Origin of the sequence: Sphingobium sp. ba1 (assembly GCF_000743655.1) — a bacterium.
Lineage (GTDB): Bacteria > Pseudomonadota > Alphaproteobacteria > Sphingomonadales > Sphingomonadaceae > Sphingobium.
In genome coordinates this window covers 774,706-789,001 of sequence record NZ_JPPQ01000069.1, presented here as the reverse complement: position 1 = coordinate 789,001, position 14,296 = coordinate 774,706, and the positions used below count along the sequence as shown (strand labels likewise).

The 14,296-nt window shown below is 63.4% G+C and carries 13 protein-coding genes and 1 pseudogene; 9 read left to right on the top strand and 5 right to left on the bottom strand.

Features of this window, described 5'->3' with window-relative positions; translation table 11 throughout:
• Together IL54_RS06775 and IL54_RS06770 are read left to right on the top strand one after the other, a co-directional pair.
• A pseudogene (locus tag IL54_RS06775) lies at positions 1–762 on the top strand (chromosome partitioning protein ParB); the annotation flags it as partial.
• Positions 763–869: 107 nt separating this feature from the next.
• Positions 870–1,235: a hypothetical protein gene (locus tag IL54_RS06770; protein ID WP_237748805.1), complete on the top strand. Its 366-nt coding sequence runs from the start codon at positions 870–872 to the stop codon at positions 1,233–1,235.
• 31 nt (positions 1,236–1,266) lie between these two features.
• Here IL54_RS06770 and IL54_RS24595 read toward each other — a convergent pair whose 3' ends face one another.
• Positions 1,267–1,554, bottom strand: coding sequence for a hypothetical protein (locus tag IL54_RS24595; RefSeq protein ID WP_162182197.1), 288 nt, complete (start codon positions 1,552–1,554; stop codon positions 1,267–1,269).
• Between the two features lie 712 nt (positions 1,555–2,266).
• On the opposite strand from IL54_RS24595, the gene IL54_RS06760 reads away from it, so the two are divergent.
• From IL54_RS06760 to rlxS, 6 genes are all read left to right on the top strand, one after another.
• Positions 2,267–2,587: a DUF736 domain-containing protein gene (locus IL54_RS06760; RefSeq protein ID WP_037474232.1), complete on the top strand. Its 321-nt coding sequence runs from the start codon at positions 2,267–2,269 to the stop codon at positions 2,585–2,587.
• Between the two features lie 180 nt (positions 2,588–2,767).
• A complete protein-coding gene (locus IL54_RS06755) occupies positions 2,768–2,992 on the top strand; it encodes a helix-turn-helix transcriptional regulator (protein ID WP_037474231.1) in 225 nt (74 codons plus the stop codon).
• A complete protein-coding gene (locus IL54_RS06750; protein ID WP_037474230.1) occupies positions 2,985–3,569 on the top strand; it encodes a S26 family signal peptidase in 585 nt (194 codons plus the stop codon). The genes IL54_RS06755 and IL54_RS06750 overlap by 8 nt, the downstream gene beginning before the upstream one ends.
• Complete coding sequence (locus tag IL54_RS06745; RefSeq protein ID WP_037474229.1) at positions 3,557–4,171, top strand: lytic transglycosylase domain-containing protein; 615 nt, start codon at positions 3,557–3,559, stop codon at positions 4,169–4,171. Before IL54_RS06750 ends, IL54_RS06745 begins: the two co-directional genes overlap by 13 nt.
• A gap of 320 nt (positions 4,172–4,491) precedes the next feature.
• Positions 4,492–4,851 carry a hypothetical protein gene (locus IL54_RS06740; RefSeq protein WP_037474228.1) on the top strand — a complete coding sequence of 120 codons (360 nt, stop codon included), beginning with the start codon at positions 4,492–4,494 and terminating at the stop codon, positions 4,849–4,851.
• Positions 4,852–5,192: 341 nt separating this feature from the next.
• Entirely contained in the window at positions 5,193–7,205 is a 2,013-nt protein-coding gene (gene rlxS, locus IL54_RS06735; RefSeq protein ID WP_037474226.1) for a relaxase/mobilization nuclease RlxS, read from the top strand.
• A 291-nt stretch (positions 7,206–7,496) separates the two neighbouring features.
• Here the strand turns inward: rlxS and IL54_RS06730 are convergent, their stop codons facing one another.
• From IL54_RS06730 to IL54_RS24015, 4 genes are all read right to left on the bottom strand, one after another.
• Entirely contained in the window at positions 7,497–8,834 is a 1,338-nt protein-coding gene (locus tag IL54_RS06730; protein ID WP_037474225.1) for a hypothetical protein, read from the bottom strand.
• Positions 8,835–9,011: 177 nt separating this feature from the next.
• The gene (locus IL54_RS06725; RefSeq protein WP_037474223.1) at positions 9,012–10,469 is read right to left on the bottom strand and encodes an argonaute/piwi family protein; all 1,458 of its coding nucleotides are present in this window, start codon (positions 10,467–10,469) and stop codon (positions 9,012–9,014) included.
• Entirely contained in the window at positions 10,459–11,790 is a 1,332-nt protein-coding gene (locus tag IL54_RS06720; protein WP_037477996.1) for a DUF4365 domain-containing protein, read from the bottom strand. The genes IL54_RS06725 and IL54_RS06720 overlap by 11 nt, the downstream gene beginning before the upstream one ends.
• Positions 11,791–12,227: 437 nt before the next feature.
• The gene (locus IL54_RS24015; RefSeq protein ID WP_156106151.1) at positions 12,228–12,671 is read right to left on the bottom strand and encodes a hypothetical protein; all 444 of its coding nucleotides are present in this window, start codon (positions 12,669–12,671) and stop codon (positions 12,228–12,230) included.
• Between the two features lie 108 nt (positions 12,672–12,779).
• Here IL54_RS24015 and IL54_RS06715 point away from each other — a divergent pair, with 108 nt between their 5' ends.
• Positions 12,780–14,132 carry an IS1380 family transposase gene (locus IL54_RS06715; RefSeq protein ID WP_037472266.1) on the top strand — a complete coding sequence of 451 codons (1,353 nt, stop codon included), beginning with the start codon at positions 12,780–12,782 and terminating at the stop codon, positions 14,130–14,132.
• Positions 14,133–14,296 lie beyond the last annotated feature (164 nt).

Here is a 14,296-nt window from a genome sequence, read left to right as displayed (position 1 = left end):
TGGCGCGTCACGCCCGAGCCGCAATTCACCCGCAACGACGAGGTGCGCGACAGCCTCGACAACAGCCAAGCCGAGGCGGATTTCGACGAGCGCCGCCGCGCCGTGCTGGCGGTTCTCGGCTTCTCGCCTGAGGAACCGACTGTGACCGGCGGCAGCATAGAAACAGGGGGCGACGCTGCTTGGGAGGCGCGCGACTCCCAGCAGGGTGTCGTCGGCATCCTCCAGCGGCTGCTCGACCTTCCCGATGCGGTCGTCATGGAGGTGATCGCCATTGTCATGGGCGAAACGCTGGCGTCCGGCAGTGCCGCCGTCGAGGCGGTGGGCATGGAGATCGGCGTCGATATGGCCCGCTGTTGGCAGGCCGACGACGCCTTTTTCTCGCTTGTCCGCGACCGGGAAGTGCTGACCCGGATCGTCGCCGAAGTGGCGGGCGAAACCGTAGCCAGCGCCAACCGGCAAGAAAAGACCAAGACCCTGAAACGCATCGTCCGCGATCATCTGGACGGCACCAATGGGCGCGACCGGCGCGAAAGCTGGGTGCCGCGCTGGATGGCGTTCCCGCCCGCCGCCTATACGGCGCGTGGCGGCGTCGGCACCGTTGCGGCCCATGCCAAAGCGCAAGCCGCGCGCGAGATCAAGCGGCGGTTGCCGGGCGACGACGAGCCTGATCCGGCCGCGCCCGGTGCGATAATGGCCGTGCCGGTCGAAGGGAGTCCCGTGCCTCCCTTCAACGAAGGCGAGGCCGACCGCCTCGCCGCCTGATCCCCTGCGGGCGGCGGGAAACCGCCGCCCGCATCCTTTTCATTCACGAAAATTTGGCCGCGCGCCCTCGCCCTGATGGGCTCGGGCGCGCGGGAAAGGAGACCATCATGGCCGACCGCACATCCGCGAGCATCACCATCGGCGGCACCCTGCCGCGATCCCTGCTGCCCGACCTTGCCACTCTCGTTCAAGCAGAGGGACTGTCCGCCGAATGGGACGGCGAACCCTTCACGCTCTCGATGTTTCGCGAGGGCGTGCCGCTTGAACTCACGGCGCATGAAGTGGCCTGGGGCCGGTTCGAGTACCTCGAAAGCTGGTGTGTCGAGCATGGCCTGCCATTCACACGCTGGTCGGGCGTTGAAGGGAGGCGCGCGACTCCCTTCAATCCGGTCAATGGGGCGCCGAGCGCGTCGTGTTCACCGGCGCGGGCGAGGTACAGTCCTATGCTGCCGACGAGGATGATTATATACTGATCGGCCGTTGCACCGTCGAGCGTCTCGGCAGCTACGAGGCGATCCTCGCCCACTTCGCGGCGGGGGATTTCGCGGTTCCGCCGCTGCGGCTGATGCCCTGAATATCGGCCGCGCCCCGGCCTGCTAGCGCTGGCCGGGGCGCGGCTATTCCCTTGTCCTCATCAGCGTGCGCGCGCCAGTCAGGCTTATGCTGCCAGCGCGCGACGCCGGTCACCACCCGTTCGGACCCGACATCGCGACCGGCCAGCGTCATCCGCGCAACCGTGCGGTTGTAGCAGCGCCCGACTCGCATGATGACAGTCCGGCCGTCGAACAGCATCCTGGCGCGCGCCTTCGCGGATCGTGCGAGAGCGATTTCAGACCTGCATCTGGTCTGTCCCGCGTGGGTTTTCGGCGGCGTCGATCCCGGTGATGCGAGCGCCAGGCCGCTCTCCCGCCGGAGGGTATCGCCATCTTGTGCCTGGCCGACGCGCCTCTGGCCCGGCGGCGCGGCGGCAATCCGTAGCAGCGTGGCGCGGCCTGTCGGAAGGCGGGGGATGGTCATCGACATGTCGCTCGCTTCTATCGCCTTTTACCCCGGAGCCGAAGCTCTGACCGGCTGTCATCGGCCACACCAACGGTGATGGCGGGAGCGTCGCCGTGCGTGCGTTTGGACGGTCGAACCGATAGCGCGGTGGTGCGTCCGTGCAGTCCAAGACCGATCCATCGCGAGGGATGAACCGGCGGCATTGTCGTCGTTACCACTGCCGTGTCCCGCACCGTTTCCGGCTCCTCGGGCGCATGACCTGGGACGGCCGCAGTCCCGCGAAACCATCGCCGCGCGGCTTATTTCCCCGCCCGCGCCCACCCCACGCGGCATGCCGCGTGGGGTGGGCGCGGGCTCCTTGCGGTCGCTGCGCTCTCAAATAAGCCTTCTGCTCCGGTCCTCCGCTGCCGCTCCGGCCTGCCGGTTCGCGGGCCTGCTGTGACCGTCCCTCCGGTCCGCCCATCGCCCGAAAACGGTTCGGGGCGACTTTTCAAGGAGACGAACAATGCCAGCCATCGGTTATGTCACCCGCGATGGAAACGGCTTCAAGGGCCAGCTCAAGACGCTCTCGATCCGCACCGACATCGAGATCATTCCCAACACCCGCAAGTCCGGCGACACCCAGCCCGACTATCGCGTGTCGGCAGCAGGCGTCGAGGTTGGAGCGGGATGGATCCGGCGCGGCGAAATGAGCGGCAAGGACTATGTGTCGCTGTCGCTCGCCGCCCCCGAATTCGGTCCGCGCCGACTCTACGCCAATCTCGGCCGCGCTGCGGGCCAAGACGATGACGACGCCTTCGCGATCATCTGGAACCCGGCCGACTGAGCGAACCGCCCCGCGCCCGAAATGGGCGCGGGGCATCGCCGCCAGCCCGAAACCCCGGTCCCAAAACAGGGAGGTCGCAATCGCATGGGTCGATTTGCGACCCTGCCGAAGGCGGCCGGATCGATCCAGTCTGCACCTCTCAGCCGACGCAGGGTGCATCGGCGCAGATGGACCTTCATCATGGACGATACCGCGACACGTGCGCAGGCCGCGCGCGAAACCTGCCCCTTCCTCACCGCCAAGCAGGCGGCCTTTCATCTTGGCCTTGCCTACTCGACGCTCAAGCGCCTGCGCCAGACAGGCAAGGGGCCGACATGCCGCCTGCACGGGCGCACCTGGCGCTATCATATCGACGATATCGAGACGTGGTCGGCAGCCCGCGCGCGCGGAGGCGACCATGGTTGAGCGCCGGATTCGTGATCGCCCGCTGCCACTGTTCGCATGGTTGGAGGTCCGGCGCGCCGCCCATGTCCGCCGCCTGCGGCTGCGCCGCCGCGCTGCGCTGATCGGTGTCGGCATCGCCTCTCTCGGCCTCACGATCGCGCTGCCGCCGCTGCCCCGGCTCGTCTGGAACGCCAGCGCCAGCGCGCCCGTCGGACTCTATGCCGTGTCGCCCGGTGCAGCGCTCCAGCGTGGTGACATGGTGATTGCCTGGCTGCCGACCCAAGCGCGGCAATTGGCTGCACGCCGCCGCTATCTGCCATCCAACGTGCCGCTGGTGAAGCGCGTCGTCGGCATGGCCGGGGATAGAATCTGCGCGGTGGATCGCGTTGTGACGCTGAACGGAAGGCCGGTAGCCATCCGCCGCGCCGCCGATGCGGAAGGCCGCGATTTGGCCGCGTGGCAGGGGTGCATCCGGCTGCGGCCGGGAATGGTCTTCCTGCTCATGACCGGGACCCCGAACTCGTTCGACGGGCGTTATTTCGGGGCAACGCTGGCGCAGGATATCATTGGCAAGGCGACCCCGCTGTGGTTGCGCTGAGGACACTCGCGCTCGCAGTCGCGCTGTTCGTCGCGACCCCTGCCGCTGCCGATCCACTCGATCGCTGGCGAGTAGAGATCGCCGAGGCGTCCGCGCGGTTCGGCGTGCCGGTCGCGTGGATCGAACGGGTGATGCGCGCCGAAAGCGGTGGCCAGACCATGCTTGGCGGGCGACCGATCACTTCCCACGCGGGCGCGATGGGTCTTATGCAGCTGATGCCAGCGACGTGGACGGCGATGCGCGCGGCGCACGGCCTGGGGGGCAATCCCCATGATCCACGCGACAATATTCTCGCAGGCACGGCCTATCTGCGCGCGATGCATGACCGCTTCGGCTATCCTGGATTGTTTGCCGCCTACAATGCCGGTCCCGGCCGCTATGCCGCGCATCTTGCATCAGGCCGTGCGTTGCCGACCGAGACGCGCGCCTATCTCGCACAAGTGTCGGGTACGCCATCGGGTCCATCGCAATCCCGCTCGCAGCAACCGCCACCAGCATTGTTCATCGCCCTTCGCGCCAGCCACGAACCCATCACTCCATCACCAGCACGCGCGCCAGACAAGCCGTCCGATACGCTGTTCGCGATCCGCGCACCCCGTTGAGCCAGCATAGGCCGCAGCGTCGAAGGGTGTGGGCTGCGAGGGCATCGCGCGATCTCGGACGTTGGAGGGGTTCGTCTCGGCAAGGCCCAGCATGACGGGCGGCGAAGCGGCTGTGCAAGGCCGGCGGCCCCTCCAATTTTGCCGCGAGCCGGAGGCTGCTGCGCAGCCGAGTCTGTTTGTTCCTGTGCAACAAAATCGGTTCCTCCGCCGCCGCTGCGCGGCGCTTTCGGCTGCGCCTCCAGCGGCCCTGACAGCCGCTCCGCCACCCGTCTTCGGAGGTCTGTCCTCGATGAGGAGGATTTCAAGCGAAGGAGGCGATCATGACCATGTTTCAACCCATTGGTGCGGCGTCGGACCGCGTGGTGGCGACGCTCGTGGCAGGACTCGAAATCGAGTTCGGACGGGGCGCAGGTGAGGCGCTGGCACAGCGGTTCCTAGAGGCCGAGGAGAGCGATTTCCTGTGGGATGCGAGGTTGTCGGAGCGCTGGCTCGGTGCGTATCAAGCACAGGATGAGGAGGGTTTCGAACTCGATCGGGTGGCGATTATCGGGCGGTTGGATGGCCGCTGGTTCGTCGCGGTGAGCATCGTCGATGGCGATGGCAACGCGCAGGGATTGATGGGGCGGCGCAGCTTCGGGAGCGAACTCCGGGCACGCGAAGCATTCGCTGCCACGCATTGATCAGGGCATCGGAAACGCCGGGACAGGGTGCTGGACAGGCATCGTGTCCCGGCTCTTTTTTGCCTCGGCTCGGGCGACATGGGCGGGCAGCGGGATAGCGGAAATAGGCGACAGGAGCGGTTCAAGCGGAAGGGCGGCGTAAGGCAAGATAAAGCTATGGCACTTGTGCGCCATAAGCCCTTGTCTGCACATCATTTTTTGGAGCCGGCACCGACACTGTACTCTCGGCACCAGTGCCGTTCCACGCCGGAAGGTCGGCATTCCGCCATGTTCGTCGGCACCGGTTTTCATAACATCGGTTGCGCGGCATGCTCGCCGTTCCACACCCCGGAATCAGGACAATGGCCGACGACGACAGCTTTGAGCCGCGCCTTGGGCGCCAGCGCCAGCAAGGTGGCAAGCGCGCCCGGCGCTATCTCGGCCGCGTCCTCGCCGCCGCCAATCTCGCGCGCAGCGGTAGCGCTGCGCCAGGCCTCGCACGAGGGTCGTTCTTAGGCACCCGGATAGGGCGCGGCGCGGGTGTCGGGCGGATGCTTGCCAGCCGCGGTGGCCCTGCGGCCTCGAACGGTCGTCGGGTCATCGTCAAGGCGAGCATCGTCAAGCTCGCCGGCAAGGGCGTATCGGTCGCCGCCGCGCACCTGCGCTATCTCCAGCGCGACGGCACCACGCGCGAGGGCGAACGCGGCGCGCTATACGGGCGCGATGCCGACGCCATCGACGGCAAGGCGTTCGGCGAGCGGGGCTCAGGCGATCGCCACCAGTTCCGCTTCATCGTCTCGCCCGAGAACGGCGACCAATATGAGGATCTCAAACCCCTGACCCGCCGGCTGATGAACCGGATGGAAGAGGATCTCGGGACGAAGCTCGACTGGGTTGCTGTCGACCATTTCAACACCGGCCATCCGCACACCCATATCGTGGTGCGCGGTAGGGATGATTGCGGAGCCGATCTCGTCATCGCCCGCGACTATATGACGACGGGCATCCGCGAGCGCGCCGCCGAGCTGGTCGATCTCGATCTTGGCCCGCGCACGGACCGTGAGATCGCGCAGGCGCTGCGTGGCGAAGTCGAGCAGGAGCGCCTGACCTCGATCGACCGGGCCTTGCTCAAGGGAGCGGACGCTACGCGGGTTGTGGCAACCAACGGTCGCGATGCGTTCGACCAGACACTGCGCGTCGGCCGACTGGCGAAGCTGTCGCGCCTGGGCCTGGCCGAGCCCCTCGGTGCCGGGCGCTTCCGGCTCGCGCCCGACCTTGCCGACACGCTGCGCGCATTGGGCGAACGGGGCGACATCATCCGCACGATGCAGCGCGAATTTTCGCGCGCCGCGATTGCCCGAGCACCGGCCGATCAGGCGATCTACGATCCGACCGCGCCCGATGCCCGCCCGCTGGTCGGCCGCGTGCTGGCGCGCGGGCTCGCCGATGAGCACGCCGATCGCCATTATCTGATCGTCGACGGCGTGGATGGGCGCAGCCATTATGTGGCAATCGGCAAGCCTGTTCTGAGCTTCGCTGAAGGGGGCACGGAAACCGACGTCAGCTTGCCGCCTGATGCGATCGTGCGGATCGATCCGGTCAGCCCGACATTGCGGGAGGCGGATAGGACCATCGCCGCGGTCGCCGCCGCCAATGATGGACGATACGATGTGGATGCCCATCTTCGCCATGATCCGACCGCCACCCAAGCCTTCGCTGAAACCCATGTCCGGCGGCTCGAGGCGATGCGACGGCTATCGGGCATCGTCGAGCGCGAGCCGTCCGGGCGCTGGATCATCGCACCCGACCATCTCGATCGTGTAGCCGTGTATGAGACGGATCGTCTGCGGGACCGTCCGGTTACAATCACCATGTTGTCGGCGCAGCCGCTCGACCGACTGGTCGATGCCGATGCTGCGACCTGGATCGACCGGGAGCTTGTTTCGGGCGCACCCGTATCCATCCGCGATGCCGGGTTCGGCCACGATCTGCGCGATGCCCAGGCGCGTCGTCGGCAGTGGCTGGTGGCGCAGGGATTCGCGGAAGAAACTGCGGGCAGCCCGACGTTCTCGAGCGGTATGATCGCGGCGCTCCAGCGGCGCGAACTGCTGCGGGTGGCAGGCCAGTTCGCCGCCGAGGTGAATATGCAATTCCGGGAGGCTGCCGAGGGCGCCCGGATTGAGGGCGTCTATCGCCGTTCGGTCGATCTCGTCAGCGGGCGGTTCGCCGTCATCGAGCGCGCCCGGGATTTCACGCTGGTGCCGTGGCGTCCCGCGCTGGAACGGCAGGTCGGAAAAACCGTGTCCGGTCTGGTACGGGGTGATGGAATCACCTGGTCGATCGGGCGCGGTCGGAGTGGGCCAAGCATTTCGTAATTGATCGGCATCAGACAGGATCGACCCCTTGTTGCCGTTCAGCTGCCGAATTCCGCTCCCCAGGTGCAGACCTTTCGCTTTCCCGGCAGGTCGAGACCAACTCAAGCCCTTCACCCGCCGGCTAGGGAACTGCAGGTTGTGCCGTAACCTGCCGTCCGTCCAACAGCGGCCCGCCAGGCTGCAACATGGTTCTGTCGCGGTCGCTCATCGATCGATACGGTAGTACAAGAGACGGCCATTCGCTCACGCATCAAGCGGACTTGCGCCTCGTTGATGCTGGCATGCGCCTCCTCAGCGAGGAAAATGATGCCCCGGCGTTCCCTCGTCATCGAGAAACAGCATGTGGTTCGGAAGGGGCTGAGGGTTCTGATGACCTTTGATTGGGTAAATCGCGGTGGTTTCGGTCAAGGCTGCGGATTCCATTCTGGCCGTGACATGCTCGGGCAGCATGTAGTTGCCATAGACCCATTCGAGCGTGCTTCCGCGCGGCTCGAACGTCTCCATCTGCTCCAAATTGAACTGGTGGCGAAGACCTTCGACGGCATTGCCGCCGGTTGTCTCGTAGCCGACATGAAGAACGCCCGGCCGGTCGTTAAGTTGGCCCGATTTGTCAGCCACCAGCGCTCGAAAGTGCGTTGCCTTGCGCCGTGCGGCTTCCTCAGATGCGCTTACCCAGCCCACCACGCTCGCGCGCGCCACGGCGGTGGCGTGGAAGGGGCGTCCGGGCGCCGGGGTCCATGCCCCTGCCATCCGGTAATCGACCGCATGTATGTATTGGCCCATCAGCAATTCGATCATCCGGCTAGCGCCAAATATGATGTCGTCGTGACGAAGGACGGCGCGTAAAGACCGCAAGTCCGCGCGCTTGATCCAGCCATATCCCGATTCATCACGCCATTCCCCAGTGCCACCCTCCAGAAAGGTTGCGACACGGTCGGCCAGATATCTCTCAGGCAAGTTTGCCAGCTCAGCTTCGAAGATCACCTCGACCGAGATCGAAGTCACCCTACATTCAGTTTCCTCCAGCGCTAGCTGCGCTAGCCGATCGCCGGCCGCGCGCTCCTGCGCCATATAGTCGGACCGCCCTGTGCGCGTGCATTCGACTGCCCACTCAATCCCCTCATGGCTCACATGCAGGTCTGGCGTTCGCCGAGTTGAATCCTCGGGAACGAACTTGACGCTGCTCCAGCCGCGCGAGGCATAGGCGCCTGCGACCAGCAACTCGTACAGCGCGTCATCGGGCACTGTCCGGTTATCGATCATCATCCGCCTGACGCGATTCTCGACGCCGATCACGAGCTTCAGGGAAGGAAGCAGCTGGCCGAGCCGTCGAAAGACCGGGGCGATGCGATACGCTTCTTGCTCTACCAGATTGGCGCGATCTGACGCGTAGGCATTGGCTTGGAAGACATACCAAGCGATGAGGTCACCGGGATCGTAGAGCGGCGGCCTGGCACCGGACGGCCACTGGTCGCGGGCTGGCGCAAACATGGCTCGGACGCGGCCCATTCGGGCTTCCCAGTCGGCAGCCGACACCATGGAGGTTAGCCAGTCAATGGCGGCGAGCACGTCCTCGTCGAGCCAGTCCTGACCTTCTCTGGTCGCGATCCACATAGGGCTTTGGGACATTCCACTTCCTCTTGTTTTGAACCCGTTCGGGAACAGACCCTAGCGGATGGCCGTGATCCATCGCTTCAATGCGGTTTCACCCTTGGCTGAGTTCGCTTATGTCTCCGCCCAGCCATGATCGATCCTAGGACCTGTTGATAAACCACTGTGACTCTGTCCTAAATCGACCCGTGACCGTTAGATGTATCGCCGATAATCGGGGCTAACCACTTGGCCTTCGGCCATGTACTTCAGCACCTCACCGACCTTTCGGGCGGCCCGGATGGGGACCGGCAGTCGCTGGTTCATCTGCGTCGAATTCCAGTTGATCTTCGTCAGCGAGAAGACCTCCTCTGCGATCTGCGCCACCGTGCTGTCGCTGCTGGGGTGCGGGCAAAGCAGCAGTGGCCGGGGCACATACAACCCTGGATAAGTGCCATAATAGGGAATGCTGCCGTTGGTGTAGAGCAGACCCTTGCCATCTAGCTCGACAAACGTGCCTCGCAGGACCGGGTAATCGCCATCTCGCAGGATCTTGGCGTCATAGGACTCTTGGACCCACACCAGATCGCGGTACTCGGTCTCCGCCTCATTCAGCGAACGCAGGATGCCATCGGCCTCTTCGCCGCGGAACCGCGATGTCTTAAGAATGATGACCCGGGCTGGCGGATGTTTGTGGTGGTCCCGATAGGCCTTCAACGCCCCCTTCACGAGTTCATAGGCATCTGCCTCGGTCATGTAAGGATGACGGCCGCGCGTCTCTGTCTGGGCGCGCTTGCCTTTCAGAATGAACCCTCGGCCGCGTTCGTCGAACATCTGGGCTGCGCTGGTCCAAAGCTGCTGGCCGCTGACATCACGGTAGAAGCTAACGCCAATGTAGCAGGCGCGAAACTCGCCTTCCTTCGGCAGGCGGCGCCACGGAATGCGCCCCGAACCCTTGTAGTAGAGGGTGGTCAATAAGTTCCAGGTTCGCCCAGCCTGATCCTGAATCTTCCGATCACTGGAGACCTTCACCTTCCGCGGAATCTTCGCCTTCTCGTCGATGACGTCTTCCCAAATGATCTGGATCGGGAAATTGAGAGGCATCGCCCTGGCTTTGAGCAATCCCCGGAAATTAGGAGCATCCGAGCCGCCGGCATCCTCCTGCTCAGTGGTGCCGTCGGCATCGGTCTTCGCGTTCCAAACCCGCTCAATGAGCGCGACTGGCAGAGCAACCACCGCGACATCGGGGCGGTTTCCACTGTCGTCGATCGTCTGAAGAATATCCATGATGGCATCAACCGCCATCTCGACCGCCTTTGCGTGATTGGGTTCCTTTATGATTCGATCGATCTGAGCCTTGGTGAGGGCGCCGCAGGCGTCGTCATCGACCTCGAAGCCGCAGCGGAACGGATTGTTATTGTGCAAGCCCGGAAAGTTCGGGTTCATGTTCGGATGGCTTTCCGCCTTAGATGCGAACCCGCCTGCGGCCGCCAGAAAGAACTCCTTCGAGCCCTGAACCGTCTTTGCGTCTCCCACCACGCCCAAACGTATCTTGTCGCCCAGCGGCGCCTGCAGCGGACCAGCATCGGTCAGCCCGAGACGAGGGTCCTGGTGGCTATGCTGATCGCCAAATTCGAGCAGCGGTTCATCAAATATCCGGCACTCAAACTTCATTGAACAACGACCCCGAGGTGTTACCTTCATCCTGCTCTGTGGCGGTTCGCTTGCCCCAGACATCATCCGGCACAGTGGTTGGCAGTTCGATTTCCGGCGGAGGATCGAAGCGCAAGGTTACGGTCGGTGCGACAGGTTCGGCAAACAGATCGGTGGCACCGCCCTCATTTTGGGTAAGGAAGCGATGCCACATGATCACCTGGCCGCGAATCGCAGCGTTGTTCTCCAGACGCTTCTTCCCTGAGAGTAACGCGTCCGGAAAAGGGTGACGCGTGTAGCCGTTCGTCGTGAAATGGTAGGTAGGGCTGACCATGAGAAACCACTGATCCATCATGCACTCGAACTTAGGCGCGAAGGCATGATGCCTGACGAAGCCAACCTTGCCGGGCACCTTTGTACTCATGGTGACGTTCACGACATCGGCCTTCGTTTTCACCTTGGCCGACTGATAATGGAACGTTCGCGGTTGGCTGTCCTCATACGCCTTCACGTAGAAGACCCGATTGCCTTTGTCCCAAGCCAGATCGTCTTGCATCTGGTGCTGAAGTGTCTGACGTAATAAGAACGCAAAATTGTTCTGTTCGTCGATGTCCTCATGATACCCGATCATACGGGTTTCTATAGCGTCTACCTGATCGAGATCGACGAAGGAGCCCGTCACCGCATCGCGTGGGTCGTGGAAGGACCAGAACGTGCCGTCCTTGATCACCCAGTCGTATCGTGCCGTTTCCCCCGTATCGTACATTTCCTTGAGCGCGCTCTTGCGATCGAAGGGCGTGCTCGCGACGAATATCTCGGTGGGCAGATTGATCGGCAACAGATTAACCAGCGCGGTCTCACCGCCGCCCAATGGCGGAACGTAATAGCCGTAGCCATTGATGGGGACCGTCAGCGCGGCGAGACGGTCCAGTGAGGACTTGTCCAGGACATCCAAGGTCTTGTCAAATGTGAGCCGGCGCTGCTCCACCCCCGGTTGGGTCTGAACCTGCGCCCAGTAGTGGCTATCGTCACTCTCCCGGTACATCACGACGATGACCGGGAGATTGGACGTATTCCAGTAGGCCAAGTCCTTTACGTCCAATAGGTATGTGAAGCTGGTGTCGGTTTCGGACGTGTATTTCGCTCCCCGCGTCGACTTAATCTGCACGGCAATCATGCGGGCGGTCGGCTCGCCATCAATCATGACTTCCGCCAAGCCGTCAATGCCCGCCTCCAGCCGACTACGAGAGTCAAACTGGAAACCCATAGACAAGAAACGCTTGCGTACTGCCGCCTCGCCCAACTCGCCGATCAGTTGATTGTCGGTAATCTTTTTCGCCATGGTCCGATGATAGAACATCGTGGCAACTGCGCCATCGCGAATTTTGAAAATCGCAGGCGTTCTCCAAGATTTCCGCGGTCTTAATCGGAGTTTTGCCTCGCGCATTCCCTGATCCGGGAAAATCTCGGACCCGCGTCATCACAATTATAGTGCCTCAAGGCAGCATGGCCTGGGGGCAACAGCGGAGCGGCAAATGTCCCCTGGTCGAAATTCGAAAGCGCTTTGCAGCACCCATCGCAAGATGGTGTACGACTCATCTCATTTCTACCGAAGGGCGCCCGCCCCCTGTTTTCTGGGTCGCCAGCCGAGTACTCCTGGAGCTCTTTGAGTGGCCACTGGCGCCGATCGCTTCCGTGCCCATTCTGTGGATCATGAGCATCGGCATGTCCTAATCGGCAGTCCGGAATGCGATTTGATCAAGATGCTTCGGGTAGATTTCACCGCATCCCTTCCCTTGGGAGTGTAGGATCACCAGCATCGGACCGACGCCAATACTCCTTGCCCGCAGCAATCCCGGCAGACGTGAGAACGTATCGGTTGCCGTGATCGGAGCGCGCCGCAAGCAAGCCCAGGCGAATTAATGGCGCGACACTGCCGTCGCCAACCGATCGATTGCTGCGCTTATCGCCGCGAATTATGGCCCACCGCTTGCGATCATCCTCACTGAATGTTTCAATCTCGTCTGGACTTCTGTCCTGAGCCGCCGCCGCTTCGCCTGGTGAGGCTGACCAGCGCTGCGAAAAACAGATCGTCATGAAACTTAGCGTCCCACGAGCACGAGGCGGAATTTCCAACCAGTCGAATGGCGCATCGGATGAACGTAACGACATACGATCGTCCAGCAGGGCTTCTTGTCCGTAGACATAACCCGTCTTATTCACCGGCGGCATGGGATGGGGTTGGCGGACGTGGCGTAAGTTACTGATCTGGAGTAGAGAAAGAGTGCTTAAATCATCCCTCTACGCCGGACAGAAAGTGCCACGACCGCCATGGCAGATGATAGCCTCCTCGGTTTCTCATTCCCAGCGATTTGCCGCAAGAAAATGACCGCCGCCTTCGACGGCGGTCGGCTGACATCCGATGGTGGCGTATTGCTGCTGGCGCAGGCCGAGCGACAGCTTGGCATTGCGGAACGGCTTGCCGCCTGCATTTGCGACCCTCGCGACCAGAGCCGCGTCGTCCACGATCTCGACGACATCCTGCGCGCTCGCATGCTGGCGATCGCCTGCGGCTATGAGGATGCCGATGATCTCGACAGTTTGCGTCACGATCCTGGGTTCAAGCTGGCGCTCGGCAAACTGCCCGGCGGCGTGATCGGCCTGGCAAGCCAGCCAACGATGAGCCGCTGGGAGAATGCGCCGACGACGCGCGAACTGGTGCGTCTGACAGGCGCGCTCGTTGATCTCTACTGCGCGAGCTATCCCGTGCCGCCGGTCGCGGTGACGCTTGATATCGATGAGACGGTTGATGTCGTCCATGGCGGCCAGCAGCTCTCCTTCTGGAACGGCCATTATGGCGAGCGCTGCTTCCTGCCGATCCATGTTTATGACACCGCGACTGGACGTCCGGTGGCGATGCTGCTGCGCACCGGCAAGAGCCCATCGGGGGTCGAGACGGCAGGCCATGTGCGTCGGCTGATCCGGCGCATCCGCCGCCACTGGCCCAATACCCGCATCACGCTACGCGGTGATGGCCATTACGGCCGCCCCGAGATCATGGCGTGGTGCGAGGCGAACGGCATCGACTATGTGTTCGGCCTGCCCGGCAACAAGGCGCTCCATGCCGATCCCGTCATCGTCAATCGCGGCGATGCCTGTGCCACCGACCGGGCGCTGCAGGGATTGGGCGTGCTGCGCCGTTATGCCGAGACTTGCTACGCCGCCAAATCCTGGGGGCCGACCAAACGCAGGGTCGTCGCGCGGATCGAAGCCAGCACTATGGGCCTCGATATCCGCTTCGTCGTCACCTCGATCGAGCTTGGTAGCGCCGAGCACATCTACGACACGCTCTATTGTGCTCGTGGCCAGGCCGAAAACCTCATCAAACTCCACAAGACCCAGTTGAAGAGCGATCGCACCTCGTGCCGATCGGCCAATGCCAACCAGATGCGCCTCATCCTCCACACCGCCGCATATTGGCTGATGTGGAAGCTGCGGCAGGCCGTGCCCGCCACCGCAGCGCTGAGGAACGCCGAGTTCGCCACCATCCGCATCCGCCTCATCAAGGTCGCCGCCCGCGTCGTCGAAACCGCCAGTCGCATCCGCATCGCCTTCGCCAGCGCTTGCCCCGACGCCGACATCTTCCAGCATATCGCCCGCGCCCTCAAACCCGCGCCGACCTGAACGGCGCGGCGCGGCCGCAGATCGATCCACCCTGTCCAGAAACCCCGCAAACCTCTCGGCCAAACGCGATGAAATAGTCGCCACAGGGCAACTCGCGCTGGCCGCCTCAGCCTGCCACCCCGTCCCGGATTAAGCCATCACGCAGCAGCCCGGTGAATAAGAGA